At 41.5% G+C, this 24,300-nt stretch carries 24 protein-coding genes and 1 pseudogene; 7 read left to right on the top strand and 18 right to left on the bottom strand.

Translation table 11 applies throughout. The features are described 5' to 3' along the window. Positions 1–93: 93 nt before the first annotated feature. On the bottom strand, positions 94–1,440 hold the full coding sequence (locus tag V5739_RS12530) for an FAD-dependent oxidoreductase (RefSeq protein WP_423820474.1): 1,347 nt from the start codon (positions 1,438–1,440) through the stop codon (positions 94–96). A 409-nt stretch (positions 1,441–1,849) separates the two neighbouring features. Here V5739_RS12530 and V5739_RS12525 point away from each other — a divergent pair, with 409 nt between their 5' ends. The 3 genes from V5739_RS12525 to V5739_RS12515 all read left to right on the top strand — a co-directional run bounded on the left by V5739_RS12525 (position 1,850) and on the right by V5739_RS12515 (position 4,100). Beyond that, the gene (locus V5739_RS12525; RefSeq protein WP_029038389.1) at positions 1,850–2,005 is read left to right on the top strand and encodes a lmo0937 family membrane protein; all 156 of its coding nucleotides are present in this window, start codon (positions 1,850–1,852) and stop codon (positions 2,003–2,005) included. Between the two features lie 363 nt (positions 2,006–2,368). Further along, on the top strand, positions 2,369–3,124 hold the full coding sequence (locus V5739_RS12520; RefSeq protein ID WP_423818426.1) for an SDR family oxidoreductase: 756 nt from the start codon (positions 2,369–2,371) through the stop codon (positions 3,122–3,124). A gap of 340 nt (positions 3,125–3,464) precedes the next feature. Further along, on the top strand, positions 3,465–4,100 hold the full coding sequence (locus V5739_RS12515) for a hypothetical protein (RefSeq protein ID WP_423818425.1): 636 nt from the start codon (positions 3,465–3,467) through the stop codon (positions 4,098–4,100). A 104-nt stretch (positions 4,101–4,204) separates the two neighbouring features. Here V5739_RS12515 and V5739_RS12510 read toward each other — a convergent pair. Beyond that, positions 4,205–5,402 (bottom strand): annotated as a pseudogene (locus tag V5739_RS12510) (IS256 family transposase). 202 nt (positions 5,403–5,604) lie between these two features. Continuing rightward, positions 5,605–6,873, bottom strand: coding sequence for a kynureninase (kynU, locus tag V5739_RS12505; RefSeq protein ID WP_423818424.1), 1,269 nt, complete (start codon positions 6,871–6,873; stop codon positions 5,605–5,607). Positions 6,874–7,021: 148 nt separating this feature from the next. On the opposite strand from kynU, the gene V5739_RS12500 reads away from it, so the two are divergent. Beyond that, on the top strand, positions 7,022–7,369 hold the full coding sequence (locus V5739_RS12500) for a four helix bundle protein (protein WP_423818423.1): 348 nt from the start codon (positions 7,022–7,024) through the stop codon (positions 7,367–7,369). Positions 7,370–7,433: 64 nt separating this feature from the next. Here V5739_RS12500 and V5739_RS12495 read toward each other — a convergent pair whose 3' ends face one another. The 10 genes from V5739_RS12495 to V5739_RS12450 form a co-directional block, all read right to left on the bottom strand. Beyond that, on the bottom strand, positions 7,434–8,078 hold the full coding sequence (locus tag V5739_RS12495) for an O-methyltransferase (RefSeq protein ID WP_266068655.1): 645 nt from the start codon (positions 8,076–8,078) through the stop codon (positions 7,434–7,436). Between the two features lie 211 nt (positions 8,079–8,289). Continuing rightward, a complete protein-coding gene (locus V5739_RS12490) occupies positions 8,290–8,571 on the bottom strand; it encodes a Sec-independent protein translocase subunit TatA/TatB (RefSeq protein ID WP_266068654.1) in 282 nt (93 codons plus the stop codon). 201 nt (positions 8,572–8,772) lie between these two features. Then, positions 8,773–11,082 (bottom strand): M1 family metallopeptidase, encoded by a 2,310-nt coding sequence (locus V5739_RS12485; protein ID WP_423818422.1) that lies wholly within the window; start codon positions 11,080–11,082, stop codon positions 8,773–8,775. A gap of 56 nt (positions 11,083–11,138) precedes the next feature. Beyond that, complete coding sequence (locus tag V5739_RS12480; protein ID WP_423818421.1) at positions 11,139–11,642, bottom strand: DUF6702 family protein; 504 nt, start codon at positions 11,640–11,642, stop codon at positions 11,139–11,141. A gap of 380 nt (positions 11,643–12,022) precedes the next feature. Beyond that, the gene (locus tag V5739_RS12475) at positions 12,023–13,186 is read right to left on the bottom strand and encodes a sigma-54-dependent transcriptional regulator (RefSeq protein WP_266070722.1); all 1,164 of its coding nucleotides are present in this window, start codon (positions 13,184–13,186) and stop codon (positions 12,023–12,025) included. 4 nt (positions 13,187–13,190) lie between these two features. Continuing rightward, positions 13,191–14,084, bottom strand: coding sequence for a DUF6268 family outer membrane beta-barrel protein (locus tag V5739_RS12470; RefSeq protein WP_423818420.1), 894 nt, complete (start codon positions 14,082–14,084; stop codon positions 13,191–13,193). 63 nt (positions 14,085–14,147) lie between these two features. Beyond that, entirely contained in the window at positions 14,148–15,440 is a 1,293-nt protein-coding gene (locus V5739_RS12465; RefSeq protein ID WP_423818419.1) for an ABC transporter permease, read from the bottom strand. Next, positions 15,433–16,362, bottom strand: coding sequence for an ABC transporter ATP-binding protein (locus V5739_RS12460; protein ID WP_423818418.1), 930 nt, complete (start codon positions 16,360–16,362; stop codon positions 15,433–15,435). The genes V5739_RS12465 and V5739_RS12460 overlap by 8 nt, the downstream gene beginning before the upstream one ends. Before the next feature lie 220 nt (positions 16,363–16,582). After that, complete coding sequence (gene dnaJ, locus V5739_RS12455) at positions 16,583–17,707, bottom strand: molecular chaperone DnaJ (protein ID WP_423818417.1); 1,125 nt, start codon at positions 17,705–17,707, stop codon at positions 16,583–16,585. A gap of 28 nt (positions 17,708–17,735) precedes the next feature. Then, entirely contained in the window at positions 17,736–18,317 is a 582-nt protein-coding gene (locus V5739_RS12450; protein ID WP_423818416.1) for a nucleotide exchange factor GrpE, read from the bottom strand. A 155-nt stretch (positions 18,318–18,472) separates the two neighbouring features. Between V5739_RS12450 and V5739_RS12445 the strand changes: the two genes are divergently transcribed. Then, entirely contained in the window at positions 18,473–19,153 is a 681-nt protein-coding gene (locus tag V5739_RS12445) for a YceI family protein (RefSeq protein ID WP_423818415.1), read from the top strand. Between the two features lie 39 nt (positions 19,154–19,192). Here the strand turns inward: V5739_RS12445 and V5739_RS12440 are convergent, their stop codons facing one another. The 3 genes from V5739_RS12440 to V5739_RS12430 all read right to left on the bottom strand — a co-directional run bounded on the left by V5739_RS12440 (position 19,193) and on the right by V5739_RS12430 (position 21,344). Beyond that, on the bottom strand, positions 19,193–20,110 hold the full coding sequence (locus tag V5739_RS12440; RefSeq protein ID WP_423818414.1) for a TIGR01777 family oxidoreductase: 918 nt from the start codon (positions 20,108–20,110) through the stop codon (positions 19,193–19,195). A 64-nt stretch (positions 20,111–20,174) separates the two neighbouring features. Then, entirely contained in the window at positions 20,175–20,849 is a 675-nt protein-coding gene (mnmD, locus tag V5739_RS12435) for a tRNA (5-methylaminomethyl-2-thiouridine)(34)-methyltransferase MnmD (RefSeq protein WP_423818413.1), read from the bottom strand. Between the two features lie 3 nt (positions 20,850–20,852). Beyond that, a complete protein-coding gene (locus V5739_RS12430) occupies positions 20,853–21,344 on the bottom strand; it encodes a DUF4920 domain-containing protein (RefSeq protein WP_423818412.1) in 492 nt (163 codons plus the stop codon). Positions 21,345–21,450: 106 nt separating this feature from the next. Between V5739_RS12430 and V5739_RS12425 the strand changes: the two genes are divergently transcribed. Further along, positions 21,451–22,524, top strand: coding sequence for a branched-chain amino acid aminotransferase (locus tag V5739_RS12425; protein ID WP_423818411.1), 1,074 nt, complete (start codon positions 21,451–21,453; stop codon positions 22,522–22,524). Here V5739_RS12425 and V5739_RS12420 read toward each other — a convergent pair. Then, entirely contained in the window at positions 22,521–23,540 is a 1,020-nt protein-coding gene (locus tag V5739_RS12420; RefSeq protein WP_423818410.1) for a Gmad2 immunoglobulin-like domain-containing protein, read from the bottom strand. The two genes, V5739_RS12425 and V5739_RS12420, sit on opposite strands and share 4 nt — an antisense overlap. A 93-nt stretch (positions 23,541–23,633) precedes the next feature. Continuing rightward, on the bottom strand, positions 23,634–24,017 hold the full coding sequence (locus V5739_RS12415; RefSeq protein ID WP_423818409.1) for a hypothetical protein: 384 nt from the start codon (positions 24,015–24,017) through the stop codon (positions 23,634–23,636). Between the two features lie 50 nt (positions 24,018–24,067). Here V5739_RS12415 and V5739_RS12410 point away from each other — a divergent pair, with 50 nt between their 5' ends. After that, a complete protein-coding gene (locus V5739_RS12410; RefSeq protein ID WP_423820473.1) occupies positions 24,068–24,256 on the top strand; it encodes a hypothetical protein in 189 nt (62 codons plus the stop codon). Positions 24,257–24,300 lie beyond the last annotated feature (44 nt).

Below are 24,300 nucleotides of genomic sequence, written 5' to 3'. Positions count from 1 at the left end.
AAATCAACTAAAAATCATAGTCCTAATTTCATTTTGTAACTCTAATTTCCGATCGTCCTTCTAATTTCGTTACTCTAATTTCGCGTCGTATTTCTAACTTCCACTGAGCAACTTCAGGATCTCCTGCTCTACTTCAGCTGTATTCCACTTTTCTTCTATGCCGGGTAATTTCATAACTTTATCCATTATAGCAGCTTGTTTGTCGCCCAACTCAAGGGCTTCAGCATAAGGGGCTTCAGAAAAAGTTACACGGGAATAAACCGGAACCCAGGATTCGGGGTGTTTTTCAGCAAAATGTTTTTCGATCTTCTTCCGCAGAAGAAATTTTTGATCGGCTGTTTTGCTACTCATTTCAAGAAAATTACGGTGACTCAACTCGGCAATAGCATCGGCATTCGGCTTTCTAAGCGCCTGATATTTTGCGAAGATCTGCTCCCAGTCATCTCCAAACTCTGTTTCAAGCCGACTTAATTCTGAAATATCTTCAAAACCTGCATTCATGCCCTGCCCGTAAAAAGGCACTACGGCATGGGCCGCATCTCCAACCAACGCGATCTTATCATAATACGTCCAGGGAAAGCACTTCACAGTCACCAGCGCACTGGTAGGATTCTTGAAGAAATCGCTGGTAAGATTGTAAATTTCATCTTTGATATCGGGAAAAAATTCACTGAAGAATTTTTCGGCTTTAGCTTCGGAAGAAATGGTCTCAAAAGAATGCTCGCCCTCAAAAGGCAGAAAAAGGGTGCAGGTAAAGCTGCCATCAAGATTTGGCATGGCAATTAACATGAACCTGCCTCTTGGCCAAATATGAAAGGAATTTTTGTCGAGTTTGTGAGAACCATCGGCATTGGCCGCGATTCGAAGCTCCTTGTAGCCCACGTTTACAAAATGCTGAGAATAGTTGAACCTGCTTTGGCGCTGCATTTTGTGCCGCACCCGTGAGAAAGCACCATCGGCTCCAAAAATAAGATCGAAATTATACTCCTGCCAGTTACCTTTTTCAGATTCACCGGTATACAACTTTGCTTCGGCGAGATCTACATCCCACACTTTTTCTTCAAACCTGAACTCGGCTCCCGCAGCTTCGGCAAGATCTATCATCTTTCGGTTTAACACGCCGCGGGAAATAGAATAGATCGCCTCTCCTTCCTGCCCGTACTTCTGAAAATAAACCGGACTATCATTTACGTGCATTGCCCGCTGATAAAGGGGTATTGCCAGTTCTCTCACTTCTTCTTCTATACCTGCCTCACGCAGGGCTTTCCACCCGCGATTGGACATGGCCAGGTTTATGGAGCGACCAGAGAATTCAACTGTCCGCACATCTGGCCGCCTGTCAAAAACGGTAATATTATGTCCTTTTTTTCTAAGGTGTAAGGCAAGCAAAGACCCTACGAGTCCTGTACCTACAATGGCAATGTTCTTTGAGTGCTGCATGTTACCGGCGAAAATACTACTTTTTGAATTATTGAGAGTTGCGTTGATCGCATTCGCCTGCATATCTTCTGGCTTTTCAAGACTACAATTACAATGGCGGGTTAAGATCTACCTGTTGCTAATATACTATTATATGTACCAATGTTTTGATATGAACGCTGGAAGAGCGGTGAAATAAAGGGGTACAGATGCAGATTATGAGATTGATATTACTAAAATTAAATCATCTATATTTTTTTAACTCAAAATCTTCTGAAGGGTTAAACCTCCGTTAAAGTAGATTATTGAGATTAAAGCTTTTGTACTTTTAATAAATAATCTGTGAAAAACCGACTTATAAATACAGATTTTAGGTGAATAACCATGAAAAACTAACCAGCTACCAAGAGGTAGCACAAATTAATCAATTATGAGAGACCTAGTTTGGCTTATTATCGTTTTATTAATTATTGGATGGTTAATAGGCTATTTCGCCTTTCCAGACCTTGGAAGCATTATCCATATTTTGATCGTGATCGCAGTGATCCTGATCATATACAAACTCCTTACAGGAAGAAGTCTGTAGAAAACAGAGGCCGCCTCGGTAAATATTGAGAAGAAGAATACCTCTATCATCTTCTGGTGATTTTGGATCTTTCTTGTCTTTATTTGAGGCGGTCTCTCAGTTTATGCCTTTTTTGTTAGTGCTAAGTTCATCACGGCAAAAATGGAATTAGAGTGGGCGATAGGCTATAATAAATGTAAGTTGATTACGCGCAACGGCAAAGACCATAAATCTGTGTCAGTAAGGGAAGTTTGTCTTAAACCCTCGGCCCGGATTACAAATCCGCGCCAGCACTGGAAGTATGAATTGGTGTGCACATCTGCGGCCGCTCAGTTTTACTGGTCATAATTAATCCTTTGTCATTAAACTTTAATCATTAAAAAAATGTGGAACCTTAAAGGACAAACCGCAGTCATCACCGGCGGATCAAAAGGAATTGGCAAGGCAACTGTTGAGGAATTTCTCAAGTTGGGTGCAGAAGTGCTCTTTACCGCAAGAAATGCAGATGACATTCTAAAGGTAGAAGATGAATATACAGCTCAGGGTCATGTAGTAAAAGGAATAGTTGCTGATGTCACAAAGGCCGAAGACCGCAATAAAATTGCTACGTGGACAATGAATAACTGGAAAGCAGTGACTATCCTGGTAAATAATGCCGGAATAAATATTCGGAAAAAAGCTACAGATATTTCTGAAGAAGAGCACCGGCAGGTACTGGAAACGAATCTGATCTCACCTTTCCTACTTGCGCGCGAATTGTATCCGCAACTGGTAAAATCCAAAAACGGAAAGATCATCAATATTTCTTCGGCTGCCGCGACTCAGGATGTAGGCACCGGCACGCCTTATGCTATGGCAAAAGCCGGACTTTTGCAACAAACGAGAAGTCTGGCTGTAGAATGGGCACGGAATCATATTAGAGTTAATGCGGTTTCACCATGGTACACCCGCACTCCCCTAACCGATTCGGTACTGCAGGGAGAACGAAAAGAAATGATCTTAAGACGTACTCCGCTCCACCGTATTGCAGAACCCGAAGAAATAGCATCAGTCATCGCATTTTTGGCTATGGATAAATCTTCTTTTATTACGGGACAAAATATAGTCGCCGATGGCGGTATGAGTGTGAAAGCACTTTAAAGTAAGATCTTAGAATTCAGACTTTAAAAGTTAGAAGTATGAAATCAAAATATTAGGTAAGAGTTCAGTTCTGGATTTCCGGTACGAATTGAATTAAGTTGTTGCAGATAACTTTAAGCTATCAGCTATTAAATATTTCAGCTTATCTGTAAAATTATCTAATCAGAATTTCTACTATTGATCTTCGACTTTTCCATTTCTACCTAACAAACTTTAAATTTGTTGTCGTCGAGTTTTAGATCCGCTTCAGCAGTTGGGCTTTTTAAATCATATGATGAATTCATTCCCAGTAAACTGATCCATCATTTTCATATCTTTATGCAATAGCAACCAATTCACCATGAAAAAAGTTATTCTCCTCCTTCTCATCCTTATCACCTCCTGCACGAAAAAAGAAGAACAATCCGTAGTTCAGAAAATTGCAGAAGCTAATGGTTTTGAAAACTGGAACGATGTCGAAGAAATCCGTTACACTTTTAACGTAAAAGTAAATGACAGCCTTAGAACCAGCAGGGCATGGACGTGGAATCCTAAAACACATGAAGTCAACCTTAATACTGCCAATAACACCGTCACCTATAACCATGAGACAGAAGCAGCTGCAAATGAGAAGACCGACCAGCAGTTCATAAACGACCAGTACTGGCTATTATTCCCATTCCACCTGGTATGGGATGATATGGAGTGGGAGCACACAAAGGAGGCTACCGCACCAATAAGTGGTGAACAAATGCAGCGGGTAACAGTGAAATATCCCGGCGAAGCAGGTTATACTCCCGGCGACATGTACGAGATCTATTTTGGAGAAGATAATATGATCAGGGAGTGGGTATATCTATCTGGTGGCAGCAGGGAAAACCCTTTTGCCACCACCTGGGAGAATTACGAGGAGCATAAAGGAATTCCCATCGCAAAAACACATCGGAACAAAGATGGAAGCTTCGAGCTTTTCTTTACTGATGTTAGTGTTGAATAACAGAGACATCAGACTTTAAAGACTAGATATTGAAGAGATTTTAAGCAAAACGACACTATCCCGTAAAGTGTGTAAGTTTTAAATAAAGGGGTTTGACTTTTTATCTAAAGTTGAACCCTTTCTTCGTATATAGTCAAGAACTGATTGAGGACGATTCCCCAGTTTCTAATAGGCGCTGACCATTTTTTGGTTGCTTCCCTCAGAGCCAAATATACAGATTTCATTACTGCATCATCAGTTGGGAAGGATAATTTGTTTTTAGTGTACTTTCTGATCTTACCATTCAGGTTCTCAATAAGGTTGGTGGTGTAAATGATTCGCCTGATCTCCAGCGGGAACTCATAAAAGACAGTAAGGTCTTCCCAGTTGTCTCTCCAGCTTTTTATCGCATAAGAATACTTAGAGTTCCATTTAGTGGCAAAATCTTCCAGGGCAGCTTCTGCGGCTTGTTTGGTAGGCGCATCGTATATCAACTTCATATCTTTGGTAAAGGCTTTTTTATCTTTCCAGACTACATATCTACAGGCGTTTCTGATCTGGTGAACCACACAGATTTGGGTTTTAGACTGTGGAAAAACATTTTTGATAGTATCGGTAAATCCATTGAGGTTATCGGTAGCAGTGATTAAAATGTCCTCAACTCCCCCGGGCTTTCATATCGGTCAATACGCTCATCCAAAAGGCAGCAGATTCGTTCTTTCCCAACCAAAGGCCCAGGACTTCTTTTTTGCCATCTCTTTTGAGACCTACGGCTATATAAATCGTTTTGTTGACTACTTTAGAATTCTCTCGTACTTTAAAGACGATTCCGTCCATCCAGACAATCAAATAAACGGGCTCTAAAGGACGATTTTGCCAGGCTATAATATCATTGCTGATTCGGTCTGTAATTCGGGAGTTAGTAGAAGTAGAGACATCAAAGCCATACACCTCAGAGATTTGTTCTTCAATATCGCTATTGCTCATTCCTTTGGCATACAGCGATACAATAACATTTTCGATGCCATCAACCATGTTCTGCCGCTTGGGAACGATCATAGGATTAAAGGATCCATCCCGGTCTCGGGGAACCTTTACAGTGTCTTCACCATAAGAACTCCGGACCTTCTTTTTAGTATAGCCATTCCTGGTATTTCCAGATCCAGACTTCTGGTGCTTATCATAATCCAGATGGCCATCCAATTCACCCTCAAGCATTTTCTCCAATCCACGTTTTTGAAGTTGCTTAAGAAAACTGCTAAGTTCTTCTCCTGATTTAAATTGTTTTAAAAACTCATCATCGAATAGATCTTCTTTTTTCATTACTGTGTAAATATTAGTGCCTGAAATTTGCAGGCAAGGTTAAAAAAATATGGGGGTTTGCAAACCCCCATATTTTCTACTTACACAGTTTTTGAGATAGTCCCAGCAAAACCGTTGGCGGCCATTGTTCTTCCTTTGGCATTTTTGCGGAACAATTTCAAATCTTCAAATTTATAAATCCTCGTCTCTTCCCTCTTATTACTTACTCCTTTTTAAAGTAATCCTTCAAAACCAGACCAAACTTCCACATGTCCTCATAAGAACAATAAAAAGGGGCCGGCGCTAATCTAATCACATTAGGTTCCCGCCAGTCGGTGACCACACCGTTCCTCATTAAATAATGAAAGAGTTCTTTGCCCTGTCCGTGTAGGAACACAGATAACTGCGTTCCCCGCTCTTGCGGAGTGATAATTTCGAAATTGCAGTGTACTTCCCGCGCAATTTCCTGTAATATGAACTCAAGGTATGCGACGATCCTGTTTCGTTTCTCAATTAAAACGGCCATTCCTGCTTCTTCAAACAATTCCAGGGAAGCCAGGTACGGAGCCAGGGCCAACACAGGGGCGTTAGAAATTTGCCAGGCATTGGCATTGGGCTCGGGTTGAAATTCAGGTTCCATTAAAAAACGACGGCCTTTATTATGCCCCCACCAGCCCTCAAAACGCGGAATATCTTTCTGCCCGTGATGCCGCTCATGCACAAAACATCCTGAAGCATTTCCCGGCCCGGCATTCATATATTTATAGCTGCACCAGGCAGCAAAATCAGCACCCCAATCGTGCAGATTTAATTCTACATTGCCAGCGGCATGTGCCAGGTCCCATCCAACAAAGGCACCCATCTCTTTTCCGGCTTTGGTAATCGTTTCCATATCCAGAGCCTGCCCGTTATAATAATTCACTCCGCCCATGAGCACCAAGGCGCACTCTTCTCCTACTTCTCTGATCTTTTGCAGAATATCTTCGGTTCTAAAATGGTGTTCACCATTTCTTTTCTTCACTTCCACAATAGCTTCATTCGGCTCTAATCCATGAAACCGCACCTGACTCGCAATCATGTACTGGTCACTTGGAAAAGCCTTCTCCTCCATAATGATCTTAAAACGTTTTGAAGTTGGTCTGTAAAATGAAACCATCAATAGGTGTAAATTGACGGTTAGGGTATTCATGACCGTAACTTCCGAAGGTTTTGCCCCGACTATGGGAGCCAGTTTGTCTGAAAATCTTTCGTGATAATCCCACCATGGCTTCTCTGCCTGAAAGTGACCTTCTACAGCCAGACCGGCCCAATCGGTCATGATCTCATCCACATATTTCTTTGCGTTCTTTGGCTGCAAACCCAGGGAATTCCCGGTAAAGTAAATGACATCTTTGCCGCCTACCTTCGGAAAATGGAACTTATCGCGGTATTCTTTTAGAGGATCTTTTTGATCAAGTTGTTGGGCGTAGTCTAAGGTGTTTTGGAAGTGCATTGATAATTTTTTACCAAATGTAAGAATTAGTGAAGAAGTGATGTAGTGAAGAAGTGACGAGATATTTTATGGTTTAGCTAAAAAGGTAATTATATGTATCAGATCATTTAAATTAGCTACAACAGATAACCTATTAAAAAACAATCAGATGAAATCACATCAAGATCTTACTGTTTATCAAAAATCTATTGATTTAGTTGTAATTACTTACCAGATAACTAAAAGTTTCCCTCCCGAAGAAAAGTTCGGCATCACCAGCCAAATAAGAAGATCTGCAGTCTCCATACCTTCTAATATTGCTGAAGGTGCCGCAAGACAATCAAAAAAAGATTTCAGTAGGTTTCTATATATTTCATTAGGTTCATTAGCCGAATTAGAAACTCAGCTCGAAATTTCTGTACGATTAGAATATTTGAAAAAAGATAATCTTTTAAATGAGGAAATTATTTATATCCGAAGAATGTTACTCAAACTTATTAAAAATTTAAAGGAATAACACAAGAAATGAAGTACCGAGTGGTCTAGATTTTACTTTATCACTCCGTAACTTCATTACTACATCACAATTTCCTCCTACTAATCGTCAGCCCATCTCTAACGGGCAACATCACTGTCTCTAATCGCTCATCTTCTGCCAAAAGCCGATTGTATTCCAGTAAAGCCTGAGTCGATTCATCGTCTTTCTTCACCGGCTCCACAACTTTTCCACTCCACAGCACATTATCAGATAAAATTACGCCTCCAGGACGCAGCTTTTCCATTATTTGCTGAAAGTAAACCGGGTAATTTGGTTTATCGGCATCAATAAAGACGAGGTCAAAATCTTCTTCCAGGGCTGGAATAATTTGGGTTGCATCTCCTAAATGCTGAACGATCTGTTCTTTCCAGGGAGAGGCCTCAAAATACCTTTTTTGAAGGTCCAGCAGTTCTTCGTTTATATCTATAGTATGCAAAATGCCGCCAGCTTTCATACCTTCTGCCAGGCACAAAGCGGAATATCCCGTATAAGTCCCAATTTCGAGGATGTTCTGCGGATTGATCAGCTTTGACAACAGGCTTAGCAGCCGCCCCTGGTAATGCCCGCTCAACATTCGCGGTTGTAGTACCTTCTGATTGGTTTCCCGGTTTAATTGCTGTAACAATTCAGGCTCTTTGGCTGAATGCTGAACGACGTAATCGTCTATCTCTTGGGGCAAAAAATGCATGTGGAAGTACGAAAATTAGAAGTTAGAAGATAAAAATGCAAAGCTCATTGGCTGTTAGCTTCTAGCTCTTGCTGAAATATAATGTCCGGATTTAACAAAAAGCCAGTTGTGAGCAAAATTGAAATTTAATGCTGGAAAAATTATTACCTAATATCTGAAGCGGATTGTAATTTAGTAACTGCCTACTTTATACCGCACATTGTTTACTGAATTAAAACCTTCTTTTAACACTTCCCGTAAGCTCCTCGATCTCCTCTTTCACTTTGTCTACCTCTTTTTTCACATCGTCTCCTATAGAAGTATCCATTCCATGTTTTTCGGCGCTGCGCATTACTTCAGATTTAATGTCTTCTGTGGCATTTTTAATGCTGCGCATCCCCTTACCCAAACCTCGGGCAATTTCAGGGATCTTATCGGCACCAAACACCATCACAAGAATAAACATGATAAAGGCGATCTCGGCACCACTAATAAATAACGGAAGTGTTTGCATACGTTGCAAATATACTTACTATTCCAATCACTAAAAAAGTCAGCTTGTTAAAAACTTTTCAGCAATTTTCAGAATGAGTCTTCAGTAAAAATAAATTCCAGCCTATTGAGTTTTATAAAATTAACCGCATAAAAAAACTCCCCTTTAAAAAGGGGAGTTTCGCAATTGATTTTGGAACAGGATTTCTTCGGAAAGACCAGGTTAACCTTGTGTTCTCTCCTTAAATTCCTGAAATTTATCTACCTCTGCCTCCTGTGGCCATGAATTATTATTCACATTTACATCGGCAGTTTCAAGATCGGGGTCAACTACAATTTTAGTAATCGCTTTATCGGTAGCCAGCGCCCTGCTGACTTCCTGATCGTTCTTTCTCCAGATTTGTGCTGGATAAGTCACTTTTTCGGAAGTACCATCAGCATAAGTATACTCAACTATGATAGGCATTACCAATCCGCCCGGTTTATTGAAAGTCACCTGATAAAAATATTTAGGCATTTTCATCTCTGCTCTTTGCTGCGGTGTAAAGTTGTCCATTAAATACTCATTCAAAGTTGTTGAATTTTCCGCAGGTGATTTTCCTTTTAAAGACGCCTCAAATTCTTCACTGTCTTCTTCAACCACATAAAGAATATCCATACTAGAAGGGTCTTCTACCCCATAACGTTGTAGCAAAGCTGTTCCCTCTTTGGTAGGTTGATCTGTAACATAATATTTCTTTACTTCTGAAACCCCTATATCCACATTATCTGTAGTATAGAACCAGCCTCTCCAGAACCAGTCAAGATCTACAGCCGATGCATCTTCCATTGTCCTGAAGAAATCTTCGGGGGTTGGGTGCTTAAACATCCATCTTTGGGCATAGGTTTTAAAAGCATAATCAAAAAGCTCTTTCCCCATTACGGTCTCCCGCAGAATATTTAGTGCAGTTGCCGGTTTCCCATATGCATTATTTCCTAACTGATAAACATTTTCGGGGTTGGACATAATAGGAGAGATGTATTTCTGATCTCCCTTCATATAATCTACAATCTTTGAAGGCTCTCCCCTTCTTGAAGGATATTTGGTATGTGGTTCAATATCATTCGGAAATTTTTCACCATATTCCTGTTCGGCCACATACTGCATAAAGGTGTCAAGCCCTTCATCCATCCAGCCCCACTGGCGTTCATCCGAATTTACGATCATAGGGAAGAAGTTGTGACCTACTTCGTGGATAATCACACTCATCATTCCATATTTCACACGGTCACTGTACGTACCATCTTCGTTAGGCCTCCCATAGTTCCAGCAAATCATGGGATATTCCATTCCCTGATTTTTGGCATGTACCGAGATAGCCTTTGGGTAAGGATAGGCAAAAGTGTGATCTGAATATGATTTTAAGGTATGCGCAACAACTTTGGTAGAATAATCTTCCCACAGCGGGTTACCTTCTTTTGGGTACAGAGATACGGCCATCACATCTTTCTCTCCAAGATCTACGGCCATCATGTCCCATATAAATTTTCGGGAGGTAGCAAAAGCAAAATCCCTTACCATCTCCGCTTTAAGTTTCCAGGTTTTCTTCTTGTCAGAAAAACCTTTTTCGGCTGCTTCAGCTTCTTCCTGCGTTACGATCATCACAGGTTTATCATAAGACTTCTTAGCCTGCTCATAGCGACTCATCATTTCTTTTGAAAAAATCTCTTTTCGGTTTACCAGCTCTCCGGTCCCGTCAAGAATATGATCTGCAGGTACAGTAATATTTACCTCGTAGTCTCCAAAAGGAAGCGCGAACTCACCATTTCCCCAAAACTGGTAATTCTGCCATCCTTCTACATCATTGTAAACGGCCATACGAGGGAAAAACTGTGCTATCACATAACTGTTGTTCCCATCTTCTGGAAAATGTTCAAATCCAGAACGCCCCCTGTCTTCAAGATGATTGTTAATATTGTACCACCAGGCAATGTCAAAAGTGAATTTTTCTCCTGCCTTTAATGGCTGCGGAAGATCTACCCGCATCATAGTATTGTTGATAACTGTTTTTAAAGGCTTGCCATCGGCACTTACTTCAGTGATATTAAAACCTCCATCAAAAGGTTCCTGCATATATTCTGAAACAAAATTCCCCGGCTGCGCCACCGGAGCTATGCCATTCCCATCTTTTAATTTGGCTACAGATTCTTTAGATCGAATATTTTGATCAAGTTGTACCCAAAGGTATTCAAGTACATCGGGAGAATTATTGTGGTAAGTGATGGTCTCGTGCCCCGTTAACTTTTGATTTTTATCATCGAGCTCAATGTCCATTTTATAATCGGCTTCATTCTGATAATAAGCAGGACCGGGTGCACCACTACCGGTGCGATATTGGTTTGGAGTTGAAAATTCCTGGTACAACTGCCGGAATTTATTCTCATTGAGGTGGCCTCCCTCCTTTTGCTCTGCTTGCTGCTCTGCCTCCTGCGCATAAAGGCCGGCCGACATTAAAATAAAAAAAGCCACAAAGGCAGTTTTAATAGATTTCATATGTAGTTTCTGAGTTTAGATTGCTAAAAATAACTGAATTTATAAGTTTCACAATTTTAATTGCTGAATTTTAACGTGCCGCCCGGCTCATCACGCATGAGTAACAGACTTTTTATCTTCCCACCGTACTCTACTTTTATTACATTTTTTTGCTCCGGAAAAAGATCTGTCAAAATGCTATTTTCGACACCTATGCTTTGTATAAGTTCCACGTCTTCCACTTCCAGGTACACCAGTAGCTGGTCTTTATCATATTCTTTACCTATGTAGTTGACAGCACGTTGCCCGCCATTTACAGTGATACGGAATTTATCACCGAAATACTTCTGAATAAGTTCATCGGCCGCAGGATGTTCATTTTCTTTGATAAGCGTTAAACTCTCGCTGTACCGGGTTTGCAGAAGATCTTCTAAATCATCAGCAAAAACGTGGGAGATAATCTGGAGGGAACGCTGTTTTTCGTTGTATTCTATGTTTGTAGCACTAACATAGAATTTATGCACAGCAGTAAAAGCCAGGAAAGGCAAGGCAACTAAAAAAAGTAAAATTGTTCTTTTCATGGATTCTTCTGTACCTAAAGTTGTCTTCTGTATAACAAAGACCATTCCACAGCAACTGTAATAAGTAAGACCAATAAAAATCGAAAAGGTTTAATGGTAGTTTGGAGTTGAGAGTTCGGAGAATTAATAGGATAAGAATTGTGAGGTGCAACAAATAATACCCACCCCGCCCTGCGGCCACCCCTCCGAAGGAGGGGACGTTATTAAATAATTTTGAATTAATGATGGCGCAGTTCAATGGAAAATTTTCCTGAATATGGGGTTGTCGCGCTTCCCTGCGGTCACTCGCAAAGACACCTCAACGATGAGCTGGCGCAGAATTGCAATCCGTGCCGGTAAGTAACTGGCACTGCTACCTTCTTACTTCTAAAATCTAATTACTATTTGCTCGCAAACAACCTGACATCTTCTTCGCTGACTTCCTGACCACCCAGAATAATGAGTCGTTCTACAACATTACGCAGTTCCCGGATGTTTCCTGTCCAATTATATTCTTTTAACAAATTAAGTGCGTCTTCAGTAAAGGTTTTTTTATTCACTCCCTGTTCTTCAGAAATTTTTTCTGAGAAAAAATTCACGAGTAACGGGATGTCATCCCTTCTTTCGTTGAGCCCGGGAACTTTGATGAGGATCACGGCCAACCTATGGTAAAGGTCTTCCCGAAAGTTGTTCTCTTCAATCTCTTTTTTGAGGTCTTTATTAGTAGCTGCAATTACCCGAACGTTTACCTTGATGTCTTTGTCGCTACCTACTCTTGAAATCTTGCTCTCCTGCAAGGCGCGTAAAACTTTAGCCTGTGCCGAGAGGCTCATATCACCTACCTCATCAAGAAAGATTGTACCACCGTTAGCGGCTTCAAATTTCCCGGCCCGGTCTTTATTTGCCGAAGTAAATGCCCCTTTTACATGCCCAAAAAGTTCACTTTCAATCAATTCGGAAGGAATAGCAGCGCAGTTCACTTCAATCATAGGTCCGGCTGAACGATCACTTTTTTGATGCAGCCAGTGGGCCACCAGTTCTTTACCCGTCCCGTTTGGACCGGTAACAAGCACTCTTGCATCTGTAGGAGCTACCTTCTCAATAATATCCTTGATCCTGGTAATGGCTTCAGATTCGCCAATCATCTCGTAATTTTTCCCAACTTTTTTCTTAAGACGGGTATTTTCAACCATCAGCTCTTTCCTGTCGAGGGCGTTGCGTACTGTGTTGAGTAACCTGTTAAGATCGGGCGGCTTAGAGATATAATCAAAGGCGCCGAGCCGCATGGTGTTCACTGCAGTGTCTAGATCGCCATGACCAGAGATCATGACTATAGGAATTTCAGGTTTTAGTTTTTTAGCTGCTTCCAATACCTCTACCCCATCCATTTTTGGCATCTTGATATCGCAAAGGACAAGATCGTAGTCCTGATCTTTTATTTTTTCAACCCCCTCAAGGCCATCAGCAGCCTCGTCGACCTCATAAGTAGCATTTTCTTCAGTAAGTATTTTTATCAAAACCCTTCTAATAGCGGCTTCGTCTTCAATCAATAGTATTTTTGGCATGCTTCTAAATTTTAAATTTTATTCCGCTTCGGCCATAAAAAGTGTTGGTCTTGTTGATCTCATAAACATCATCCTTATCTCCATCTCTAAGCCTTATATCGTTCATAATAGTATGACCGGCGTAGAGGTAATATACTAAATGTTTGGTAAAGTTATACTCATAACCAATCCCTCCCAGCACTATGGTCATCGAAATATTCTCTGCAACCTGCCCGGTGGTTGACATCACCCTGTTGTTCTGGATATTAGCAAAAAAGCCATCTAAGGTAGCAAAGAGTTGCAGGTGATGTTTTTCATTAAAAGAGTACTTAATATTTGACTTTGGAACCCCTGCCGAGTAAGACCAGTTGGGTGAAATTTCCCGGTAGTAGTTCACCACCGGTAACGGGAAAGGCATTCCTGAAGTGGTAGAATAATGCAGCCCCAGTATCAACCTCCAGGGCTTAAGGGTTTCTTCGCCGTTCTCATCTTTAATAAAGAAAACTGAACCGGTATAAAGGAGGTCGTCATTTAGCGCCTCTCCTAATTCAAAGTTAGACGCCAGCATTACACCTGCCGTAGCCGCAAATCTCCAGTTCTTCTGCATTTTAAAGGTATAGCCCAGGCTGGCAGTAAAGGACTGGTACCTGTCTAAGTCCTCTCTTCCGGTAACCGGAGCCTTATCTTCATATTTGAAGTTTATGTTCTCGTATTCTATTCCCGGAAACAGGTAACTGCCTTCTTTCTTCAGTTTTATGGGAAAGTTGGCAAAGGTCCTGAACCTCCTGAAAGAGTTGTCTGAATCTGACTGCGGAAAGTACGTATATTCAATTCTGGCAAGATCTGTATTTTGCCCCTGCATGTTATAAATTCCAGGAACGAGCAGGGCAATAATGAGATAAAAGGTTAAATTTTTCATTTTTTGTTTGGGTTGCTAGTGTAAAGTAACACAAGCTTCATGGGGAACCCTCTCAAAAAAATCTTAATATTTCAGCCATTTATATAAATCCTTATATCCGGGTTTTTTACCGTACATCAAAATCCCAACCCTGTAGATCTTTGCAGCTACCCATACCACACCTGCTATAGTAAGGAAAAGAATAGCTATAGAAATAGCTAGTTCCCACCACGCTACCCCAAATGGTATGCGCATAAGCATCACGATTGGCGAAGTAAGCGGGATCATTGAAAATACTGTGGAAACAACCCCATGCGGATTTTCAATTACAGCAAAGAAGCCTACGTAGATTCCCAGCATTAAAGGCAGTATTACCGGAAGCATGAATTGCTGCGTATCGGTTTCGTTATCAACAGCGGCACCAATCGCCGCATAAATGGCGCTGTATAAAAAGTAACCTCCAATAAAATAGACCAAAAAACTCACGAGTAGCAATAGCATAGGTAAATTTGCAATGTCTATAACCAGTTGCTGAAGTTCATTATCGCTAATTTGTTCCATTGCCTGCTGCTGCGGGCCGTGGAGTTCGGCCATGCTCATCCCTGAAATTGCTGTAATTACAGTAAGCATTACTCCTCCCAGGATCACCCAGATAAGAAACTGAGTAATTCCGGCAAGAGAAGTGCCCAGAATTTTACCCAGCATAAGATGTATAGGTTTTACAGAAGAAATTATGATCTCAATAATGCGGTTGGTCTTTTCTTCAATCACACTGCGCATTACCATGTTTCCGTAGATAATAATGAACATCATCAACAGGTAACCGGCTGCCCCTCCAAAAAACATCTTTACGTAAGTTGACATTTTTGAAGTCTTTTCGCCCGAAAAATTCTGGATACCAATATCCACCTTTGCCCTCGAAGACGCAATAACATCCAGGTCAATTCCACGGGCCAGCAGCTGCCTGTTGGTAAGCTTTTCGGCAATGGTCTTCTCTATCTCGCTCAAAAACCCAAAGGCCGGGGCTTCTTTGGCAAAGAACTCAATATCGGGAACCCTGTTCTCCTGCAGTTGCGGGATATGCAGCAATCCGTAATATTCTTTTTCTTTTACAATGGTCTTAGCTGCTTCAAGTTCAATATTAGATAGGTCAATAAACTTAACATCCCTAGAACTGTCAAAATCATCTACAAAGATCCCGCTTTCATCATTGACTCCAATTACGTGCTGCTCTTCGGAATTTAGGTTTACCAGGTAAGCAATAAGCACGATCATCCCAACGAGGATAAGGGGGCTTAAAAATGTCATTACGATGAAGGCTTTATTTTTAACCCTTGCCAGGTATTCCCTCCTGATAATTAGTTTTAGGTTACGCATTGGTGGTAACGGTTTTTATGAATATATCATTTACTGAAGGAATCACTTCCACAAAATGGTTTACCTCTGCCCGGGAGGTGAGAAAAGTAAGAAGCTCGTTTGACGAAGAATCGCCTCCAATCTGAATCTGAAGCTTAAGATCGTCATTGATGCTTTTAAACTCGGTGTCAGAAATGCGGAATTTCTCCTCCAGTTCCTTCCTTAGATTTTCGGGCCGGGCAGCCATTAGCCCCACTTCATAAGTGTTCGATTTGTACTGCCTCTTAATTTCATTCACTTCCCCATCAAGTAATTTGTTTCCCCGATGTATCAACGCCATATAATCACACATTTCTTCCACGCTTTCCATTCTATGGGTAGAGAACAGGATCGTGGCACCATCGCGCCGCAACTGCAAAATTTCGTCTTTGATCAAATTTGCATTGACAGGGTCAAAACCACTAAAGGGTTCATCAAAGATCAGCAATTTTGGACGGTGTAAAACCGTGACCACAAATTGCACTTTTTGGGCCATCCCTTTTGAAAGCTCCTGAATCTTTTTACCCCACCAGTCTTCAATATTCAGTCTCTTAAACCAATACTGAAGCCGCTCTTTGGCTTCTGCTTTTGAAAGGCCTTTGAGCTGTGCAAGATACAGGGCCTGCTCTCCCACTTTCATAGATTTATAAAGCCCCCGCTCTTCCGGAAGGTAACCAATATGCTGAATATCGTTTGGCTGTAGCGCCCGCCCGTCAAGTAACATCCTGCCACTGTCGGGCAGGGTTATTTGATTGATGATCCTTATAAAAGTAGTCTTCCCTGCTCCATTAGGCCCTAAAAGGCCAAAGATGCTTCCTCTTGGAATTTCCAGAGAAATGTTATTGAGTGCTGTGAAGTTACCAAACTGTTTTGACACATTTTCGGCTACCAAAAGGTTATTCATATACGGGCTTTGTGTAAAGATAGAGTTTTGAAAAAAGCTTTATCGTCATTAGGAAGAATTTAAGATTCTCAAAAATGCGAAAAACGTTATCCCATTAAATGCAAAACCCACCCTTAATTGACTTAAGGATGGGAAAAAAATTGCTATGAAAAAGAAAAATTTACCACTAACCTGAATTAGTGATGCTCAAATATATGCAAAAATTTTTAACAAATGCAAATTATGTAAACATATCTTTAACTTTTTCAAAAAATGATTTATCAGATTTTTCGGGCTTCGGATGGAAGTGTTCATCATTTGCCATACGCTCAAAAAAGTCTTTTTGTTCCTTGTTAAGTGTTTTTGGAGTCCACACATTTACGTGCACTAAAAGATCGCCTTTTACGTAGCCATTGATGTTCGGTATACCTTTGCCCCTAAGGCGCAAAATCTTTCCAGATTGTACACCTTCATCTATTTTGATACGCACCTTTCCTGATACTGTATCAATTTCTCTTGAGGTTCCCAGCACAGCTTCAGAAAGGCTGATGTATAGGTCATAATGAAGATTATCTCCTTCCCGTTGCAATACAGGATGCTCTTTTTCTTCAATGGCTACCAGGAGGTCTCCGGGAACGCCATTGCCGGGTGCTTCGTTACCCTTACCTGAAACTTTGAGCTGCATCCCTTCTACTACCCCTGCAGGAATTTTAATAGCAACGGTCTCTTCGTTCACTACAAGTCCCTGAGCATCGGCATCGGCAGGACGATTATCGATCATTTGTCCGCTTCCGCCACAAGTAGTACAGGGGGTAGCGGTTTGCATACGCCCTAAAATAGTATTTGTCACACGGGTCACCTGGCCTGTACCGTTACATGTTGAACATGTTTTATAGGTAGTACCCGGTGCCTGGACTTTTCTTTTAACCTTTATCTTTTTCTCGGTACCATTGGCAATTTCTTCAAGGGTGAGGGCTACGCGAATTCGCAGGTTACTACCTTTAGCCCTTCGCTGGCCGCCAAAGCCGCCACCAAAGCCCGAGAAACCTCCGCCGCCGCCAAAAGCACCGCCAAAAATATCTCCAAACTGGCTAAAAATATCATCCATATTCATTCCGCCACCACCGCCACCAAAGCCGCCATTCTCAAATGCCTGGTGACCAAAGCGATCATATCGTGCCCGCTTATCTTCGTTGCTTAGAACTTCATAAGCTTCGGCAGCTTTTTTAAACATTTCCTCTGCCTTAGAGTCTCCCGGATTTTTGTCGGGATGAAATTCTATAGCCTTCTTGCGGTACGCCTTTTTGATTTCGGCTGTGGTCGCGTTCTTGCTTAATCCTAATATTTCGTAATAGTCCTCTTTCATGATATTTTTAAAGTTCTCAGATTAAAAGTTACTTACCGGTCACCACTTTTGGATAACGAATAATGCGGTCGCCCAGTTTGTATCCTTTTTCAACCACGTCAACAATCTTGCCTTTTAATTTATCTTTTGGGGCAGGAATTTGCGTGATAGCTTCATGGATCTCAGAGTCAAAAGTATCTCCCTCTTTTACCTCCATTTGCTCAAGCCCCTTAGCGCGTAAGGTCTCCCTGAATTTATTGTTAATAAGCTCTACGCCTTTCAATAATTCCTTGTCTTTTGCTTTATTGATCTCATTAAGGGCACGATCAAAATCATCAAGCACCGGCAACATTGCCACAATGACGTCCTGGCTGGCAGTCTTGAACAGCTCTATGCGCTCTTTACTGGTACGCCTCTTGTAATTTTCAAATTCGGCAAAGAGCCTTAGGAATTTATCTTTTTCCTTCTCAAGTTCATTTTTGAGGGTTTCTTTTTCTGGAACTTCCTCATCCTGAGTAGTGTCTCCCTGAGTATCGGCTTTTTCTATGGCCTCATCCAGTATGTCCTCTACCTGGTCTTTTATAACTTCTTCTTCTGAAATATTTTCCTCTTTATGTTCTTTCTCGCTCATGTGATACGTATTTTATTTTATTCCGTGACACAATTGGCAAAAGGTCTGCCAAGAAATTTGAAATGCCAAAATGTCACAGGAAAGTTTTAATATTCTTTTAGGATAAAGGCCCGGTAAAAAAACTAATTTTGCCGGTTAAACAATTAAATATCCAGATGAAAAAAAGATTTTTTAATTTCGTACTTGTTGCAGGAGTTGCCATGGGAACCGTGGCCTGTAAAAACAATAATGAAAATAAAGTTGAACCGGGTGAAGCCCAGGAAGCAGCTGTTGCAACAGAAGAAGCAATGACTTACGAGATAGATACTACTGCATCTACTATAGAGTGGAGAGGTACAAAACCTACCGGTGAGCACGTGGGAACCATCAACATTGAAGACGGAACCCTCATGGCTACGACTGAAGAAATTACCAGCGGACGTGTTGTTATCGACATGAATTCTATCACCGTGACCGATGAAGGTATGGAAGAGAAAGACAAAAGAAGTCTTGAAGACCACCTTAAAGGAACTGTTGAAGGCAAAGAAACTGACTTTTTTAATGTGAATAAATACCCAACAGCTACTTTTGAAATTACCGGAGTGACCGAGGAAAACGGACAAAAAGTACTTCAGGGAAATCTTACCCTTAAAGAGGAAACTAAAAACATCCAGTTCCCCGTAAATACTGAAATTAATGGTGAAACAATTACTCTTAAGAGTGAGACTTTCATTATTGACAGAACTAATTGGGGAGTGAACTACGGTTCAAAATCTGTTTTTGATAACCTTGGAGACAAGTTTATTAGTGACGAAATGGAGCTAACAGTTAATGTTACCGCTCGCAAAACAAACTAAGATCCTCTTCAAATAGGAACTAAGAAAAGCCGGCTTCATTTAGCCGGCTTTTTTATTGATCAAATCTTTAATGGTAGGCCTTAAATTCACAAAGGAAAACTCAAAGCCTTTTTCCTGGATTTTTGAGCTGCTCACCAGCTGACTACCCAACACCACGCCAGACATTTCTCCCATCACTGCTTTTAATGCCAGCCCCGGAACTTTGGGAAGCCACAATTTCTTATCGAGAGCATTTGCTATTTCTTTTGTGAGCTCTTCATTGGTGGCAGGATTTGGCGCTACCCCATTATATACGCCCTGTAAACCATTAGTGATTATAAAGAGGAAGATACTGGCGAGATCCTTTATATGGATCCACGACTGCCACTGCTTCCCTGAACCCAAAGGTGCTCCCAGGTTCAACTTCACTGGCTTCATAATTTGAGGTAGGGCGCCGCCCTCGGCCGAGAGTACAATACCTATCCTCACTTTGGCAACCCGCAGGCTAAGATCCTGGAATTTATCAGCTGCCGCTTCCCACTGCTGCGTCACCTCTCCTAAAAAGTCTTTGGCCACCACAGTATCCTTTTCCTCGTACATCTTGCTTCTTGAGCTGGGGTAGATACCAATAGCACTCGCAGAAACCAGCTGCCCTACCTGGTGAGAATTCTGTTCAAGGGTTTTATACAGTAGATTTAAAGAATCCAGCCTGCTGTTAAGAATTTTCTCCTTGTTAGATTTCGTCCAGGGTTGGAAGACACTTGCCCCGGCAAGATTGATAATTGCACCCACACCATCCAGGCATTTGGCATCTATTTCTCCGGTTGAGGGGTTCCAGTAGTAGCCACGGTAGACCTCACTCTTTTCAATTTTCCCCTTGCTCGTGGTTAGAAAATTGACATTGATGCCCTTTTCACGACACAATCGGGTAATTTCTGAACCTACCAGGCCGGTGGCTCCGGTAATAAGAATTCGCATTTTTATTTTGAATTTACGGCATTATCCTCAAACAGCCCCGCTGTTTATTAAAGGTTTAACAGCGCTATTTTTTGACAGCCCGCAGCATCTCCCGCTTTCCAGGTGGCCCAGGTAAACGTGACACTTCAAAACCTGCCGCCTGCATAGCCCGCCGCACATCACCTTTGGCAGAGTAGGTTACCAATACACCGTTGGTTTTTAAGGCCGCATACATGTTCCTGAATACCTCTTCACTCCATAGATCGGGCTGCACCCGCGGACCAAAGGCATCAAAATAAATAAGATCAAATTCCTGTACTGCAGATATTTCACTAAAGAATTTCTTTTCCTTCTGAAGTCTGAAAAATGGCGAAATTTCAACAGATTTTTCCCAGGGAGTTTCATGCAGCTTTTTGAAAACTTCTGAAGCCACTTTCTCCCCTACAACTTCAGAATAATCTAATACCTGAAGTTCTTCTGCCTCCACGGGATATGCTTCAACGCCTGTATAATTTACGTGTATCCTATCTTTTTCAGCTTCAATTAAAGTGAGGAGCGCGTTAAGGCCTGTTCCAAATCCTATTTCAAGAATTGAAAGTTGTGTGGGCTCATGGCTTGAAAGGTAGAATTGATAACCACATTTGATAAAGACATGCAATGCCTCCTGCAAAGCACCGTGTTTGGAGTGGTAATGCTCGTTCCACTCGGGCAGAAAAATGGTGGAAGAACCATCCCCGGTTTTTATAATCTCACGTTTCAAGACCTAGTTTTTAATTTTAACTCCATCGGCAACAAATGAGAGTGTAAGCTCGGGAGTGGTTATAGCTTTGACTTCAGCAGCGGTCTTTCCTGCATCTTCGGCATAATGCTGCCGGCCTTCAACAGACATTTCAGTCACAAAAGCCTTTCCTTCGACTATTACTTCCTTATCCTCAATATCTTTAGGAACAAAAAAGGCATAATCTTTAAATTTTACCATAACTTCACGATCATCCTCGAGAGCTACTTTCATCCAGCAACCCTTGCTTTTACAAACCGAAGCCACATTTCCCCTGAAAGCTACATTGACGGTATCGCCGGGTTTGAGGGTGTCATAGTGCTCCTGCATACGCTGTGTAGAAAGTACCGAAACCAGCTCAACCTCCTCTCCTACAGAAATATAACCTTCCGCTTCACCCAAATTCTTTTCCTGTGCAAAAAAGGATATTGTCATCATTAAAGAAGATAACAGCAGCAATAAATTAATTTTCTTCATTGTGTTCCTGTTAAAGGTTTGTAAATTTCAAATTAAAATAAAATTAGTTAAAACACATCTTTAGAACCTGTATTTATTTCGGTAAATTTGCTTCAAATAGATATCCATGAAAAATACACCTCTCGCAATCGATGTAATTGAAACTAAAACTTCAAATATCGATTCGGTTGATTTTGATAACCTGGTCTTCGGAAATGTATTTGCAGATCATATGATGGAATGCGATTATCACGACGGTCAATGGCAAAATCCCACGATAAAACCTTATGGTCCCATTCAGCTTGATCCTTCAGCCAAAGTCTTCCATTACGGGCAGGCTATTTTTGAAGGAATGAAAGCCTTTAAAGATGATGACGACCAGGTGTGGCTATTTCGTCCTGTCGACAATATTGAGCGTTTCAATAAATCTTCGCAAAGACTTGCGATCCCCGAATTTCCACAAGATGTATTTCTTGAAGGTCTTGAAGCCCTTCTAAATTTAGATCGTGACTGGATCAAAAAAGGCTTCGGAAATTCCCTTTATATAAGGCCTTTCGTAATTGCTACTGAAAAAGGGGTTTCGGCCTCTCCTTCAAAATCTTATAAATTCATGATCATCTGTTCTCCTGCCAAGGCTTATTACAGCGGCGAAGTAAGGGTGTTCTTTGCAGATAAATTTAGCCGTGCTGCCGATGGTGGTGTGGGATATGCCAAAGCGGCCGGAAACTACGGAGCGCAATTTTACCCTACTAATCTTGCCAAAGAAGAAGGCTACCAGCAAATTGTGTGGACCGATGCCAATTCTCACGAATATTTGGAAGAAGCCGGCACCATGAACATTTTCTTTAGGGTGGGAGACAAACTTATCACGGCTCCTACCAGTGATCGTATCCTTGACGGGGTGACCCGAAAAAGTGTGCTCACCCTTGCCGAAGAGTTAGGAATTGAAGCAGAAGTAAGGCGTATCAAAGTTTCTGAAATTGTAGAAGCTGCCGAAAAAGGTGAACTCAAGGAGATCTTTGGATCGGGTACCGCTGCTACTATTAACCCCGTAAGAGGTTTTGGAAACAAAGGCAAAAAATATGAACTGCCACAATTGGAAGATTCTTATGCCTCGCTTTTAAAACAAAAGTTAATGGAAATACAGTACAATAAAGCCGAAGATAAATTTGGCTGGAGATATGCTGTCAAAAAGAATTAATTAAACACTACCGGAATCCGAAGCATCCTGTCATGCTCCGGTTTTCCTGAAGCATTGGCGCGGCTAAAGATCAAATAGCCGCGCTTTTCTTTTGTCTTAAATTCAAGCTGCCCGCTAAACGGTACCCAATCTTTGGTCATCCAGTCTCCTTGTGCTTCAAGATAACTTTCGGCCAGTACTTTCCCACTTTCGGTCACCAGCTTTACCGGCGCATTCGCTTCAAAAAACCAGGTGCCTTTTGCCCTGCCTTCTATGTGCAGCGGCGAAGTTACAGTAGCGTTTCTTTCGGGTACTTCAGGCTTAATTAAATTTCCAATCTCTTCGCGCTCCCGGTTGGGATCAATAAAATGTAAACTCTCTAAAATGGCATTTAAGGCTGACCTTTTTTCTTCGGAAACCTTTCCGTAGAACTTCATGGCATCCCCTCCTAAAGAATCGCATTGATCCATAGTTATTTCTTCACCGGTGCTACTGCTGAAGCATTCTGCCCTAAAATCATTTACCTCATAAAAAATATAGATGGTTCCATATTCATTCCAGCCCGGCGGCGGCGAATTGAAGCTGATACCTATTGCCCACGGCTCACCACTTTCCAGCAAATAGGCGTAGGAATCGTTTTTATTGATGTTGAACGACAAAGGCAGGTTCCCTTCCCAATCTTTTAATGATTTACGCGGCCCACCAGGTGCATCAACACCAAAACCCTGCGGTAGCACGGTTATATAGGCCATAGAGGCATCATTATGAATGCCAAACGGAGGTTCCTTCTCAATTTCGCTATCGTAGAAATTAATTACAGGCGACTCCCCCGGAAGTTGCCCTTCAAAAACCTCAAATCCCAGCGGAATTTCTGCTGAAAAATACCATTTTTGGGAGGTGTAGGTTTGCAGCTTCGGGTTTTGCTCCTCCTGTACAGTTTCCTCTCCCAACGTTGGCGCCTGTACCTCTTCACCTCCCCCGGAATTGCGACAGGACATAAAGACCAGGCTTATAAAAATGAAATATATTGCTCTCATCTTTATAAGATACTAAAATTTCAAAATATGGAAAAGGCGGGGAAATTACTGGTCGCAGCGAGGTGTCAAAAATGGCATATTAGACCTACAATTTTACCTCAGAATTTTTTCAAAGTTCGGCCTGAAATAATTTGGTCCTTTGAGTACCTTCCCGTCTTCTCTGTAAATTGGTTTCCCATCTTCGCCGAGTTTGCTCATATTGCTGCGCTGTATCTCATCAAAAACTTCAGAAATTTTGTGCTGCAGGCCGTGCTCTAAAATTGTACCGCACAAAATGTACAACATATCACCCAGGGCATCTGCAATTTCGGGCAGGTCCCCATTTTTTGCTGCTTCCAGGTATTCTTCATTCTCCTCCTTCATCAATTCGTACCGCAACTGTGTTTTTCCGTCTTCGAGCCTTGCTGTGGGCTGCTGTTTCACTCCCAAACCAAAAGCTTCATGAAACTCCTGTACTGCTTTTAAGCTTTTTTTCATCCTAATGCTTTAAATTCGCATAAAATTAGAAAAATTAAGGCCCTATGGAAATGTTTAGCACAGGACAATGGATTTTTGCCGCATTGTTCTTCGTGGCCTTTGTGGGAGTGATCATCTTCAGCTATCGAAAAGACATCAAACTGCACCGCAAATACTATAAAGGCACAATCTTCATCTTACTTGGGTTTATTGGTTTTATCCTGCTCCTGTTTGTGCTTAAAAGCTTTTTAAAAGGATAATATTCAGCATAAAAAAACCGCCACTCTTTGCAGAATGACGGCTT

It is taken from the genome of Salinimicrobium sp. TIG7-5_MAKvit, assembly GCF_049569215.1.
Lineage (GTDB): Bacteria > Bacteroidota > Bacteroidia > Flavobacteriales > Flavobacteriaceae > Salinimicrobium > Salinimicrobium profundisediminis.
Note: the sequence above shows the minus strand (reverse complement) of the source record. Positions and strands in the feature narration are given on the sequence as shown.

Bases quoted from the DNA above. Each gene is read 5' to 3' on its own strand.
- V5739_RS12480 (WP_423818421.1), bottom strand. From the start codon at position 11,642: ATGAAAAGAACAATTTTACTTTTTTTAGTTGCCTTGCCTTTCCTGGCT.
- V5739_RS12485 (WP_423818422.1), bottom strand. From the start codon at position 11,082: ATGAAATCTATTAAAACTGCCTTTGTGGCTTTTTTTATTTTAATGTCG.
- V5739_RS12450 (WP_423818416.1), bottom strand. From the start codon at position 18,317: ATGAGCGAGAAAGAACATAAAGAGGAAAATATTTCAGAAGAAGAAGTT.
- V5739_RS12530 (WP_423820474.1), bottom strand. From the start codon at position 1,440: ATGCAGCACTCAAAGAACATTGCCATTGTAGGTACAGGACTCGTAGGG.
- V5739_RS12470 (WP_423818420.1), bottom strand. From the start codon at position 14,084: ATGAAAAATTTAACCTTTTATCTCATTATTGCCCTGCTCGTTCCTGGA.
- V5739_RS12475 (WP_266070722.1), bottom strand. From the start codon at position 13,186: ATGCCAAAAATACTATTGATTGAAGACGAAGCCGCTATTAGAAGGGTT.
- V5739_RS12445 (WP_423818415.1), top strand. From the start codon at position 18,473: ATGAAAAAAAGATTTTTTAATTTCGTACTTGTTGCAGGAGTTGCCATG.
- kynU (WP_423818424.1), bottom strand. From the start codon at position 6,873: ATGCACTTCCAAAACACCTTAGACTACGCCCAACAACTTGATCAAAAA.
- V5739_RS12520 (WP_423818426.1), top strand. From the start codon at position 2,369: ATGTGGAACCTTAAAGGACAAACCGCAGTCATCACCGGCGGATCAAAA.
- V5739_RS12410 (WP_423820473.1), top strand. From the start codon at position 24,068: ATGTTTAGCACAGGACAATGGATTTTTGCCGCATTGTTCTTCGTGGCC.
- V5739_RS12425 (WP_423818411.1), top strand. From the start codon at position 21,451: ATGAAAAATACACCTCTCGCAATCGATGTAATTGAAACTAAAACTTCA.
- V5739_RS12430 (WP_423818412.1), bottom strand. From the start codon at position 21,344: ATGAAGAAAATTAATTTATTGCTGCTGTTATCTTCTTTAATGATGACA.
- V5739_RS12490 (WP_266068654.1), bottom strand. From the start codon at position 8,571: ATGCAAACACTTCCGTTATTTATTAGTGGTGCCGAGATCGCCTTTATC.
- V5739_RS12415 (WP_423818409.1), bottom strand. From the start codon at position 24,017: ATGAAAAAAAGCTTAAAAGCAGTACAGGAGTTTCATGAAGCTTTTGGT.
- dnaJ (WP_423818417.1), bottom strand. From the start codon at position 17,707: ATGAAAGAGGACTATTACGAAATATTAGGATTAAGCAAGAACGCGACC.
- V5739_RS12500 (WP_423818423.1), top strand. From the start codon at position 7,022: ATGAAATCACATCAAGATCTTACTGTTTATCAAAAATCTATTGATTTA.
- V5739_RS12440 (WP_423818414.1), bottom strand. From the start codon at position 20,110: ATGCGAATTCTTATTACCGGAGCCACCGGCCTGGTAGGTTCAGAAATT.
- V5739_RS12495 (WP_266068655.1), bottom strand. From the start codon at position 8,078: ATGCATTTTTTGCCCCAAGAGATAGACGATTACGTCGTTCAGCATTCA.
- V5739_RS12525 (WP_029038389.1), top strand. From the start codon at position 1,850: ATGAGAGACCTAGTTTGGCTTATTATCGTTTTATTAATTATTGGATGG.
- V5739_RS12460 (WP_423818418.1), bottom strand. From the start codon at position 16,362: ATGAATAACCTTTTGGTAGCCGAAAATGTGTCAAAACAGTTTGGTAAC.
- V5739_RS12515 (WP_423818425.1), top strand. From the start codon at position 3,465: ATGAAAAAAGTTATTCTCCTCCTTCTCATCCTTATCACCTCCTGCACG.
- V5739_RS12465 (WP_423818419.1), bottom strand. From the start codon at position 15,440: ATGCGTAACCTAAAACTAATTATCAGGAGGGAATACCTGGCAAGGGTT.
- V5739_RS12420 (WP_423818410.1), bottom strand. From the start codon at position 23,540: ATGAGAGCAATATATTTCATTTTTATAAGCCTGGTCTTTATGTCCTGT.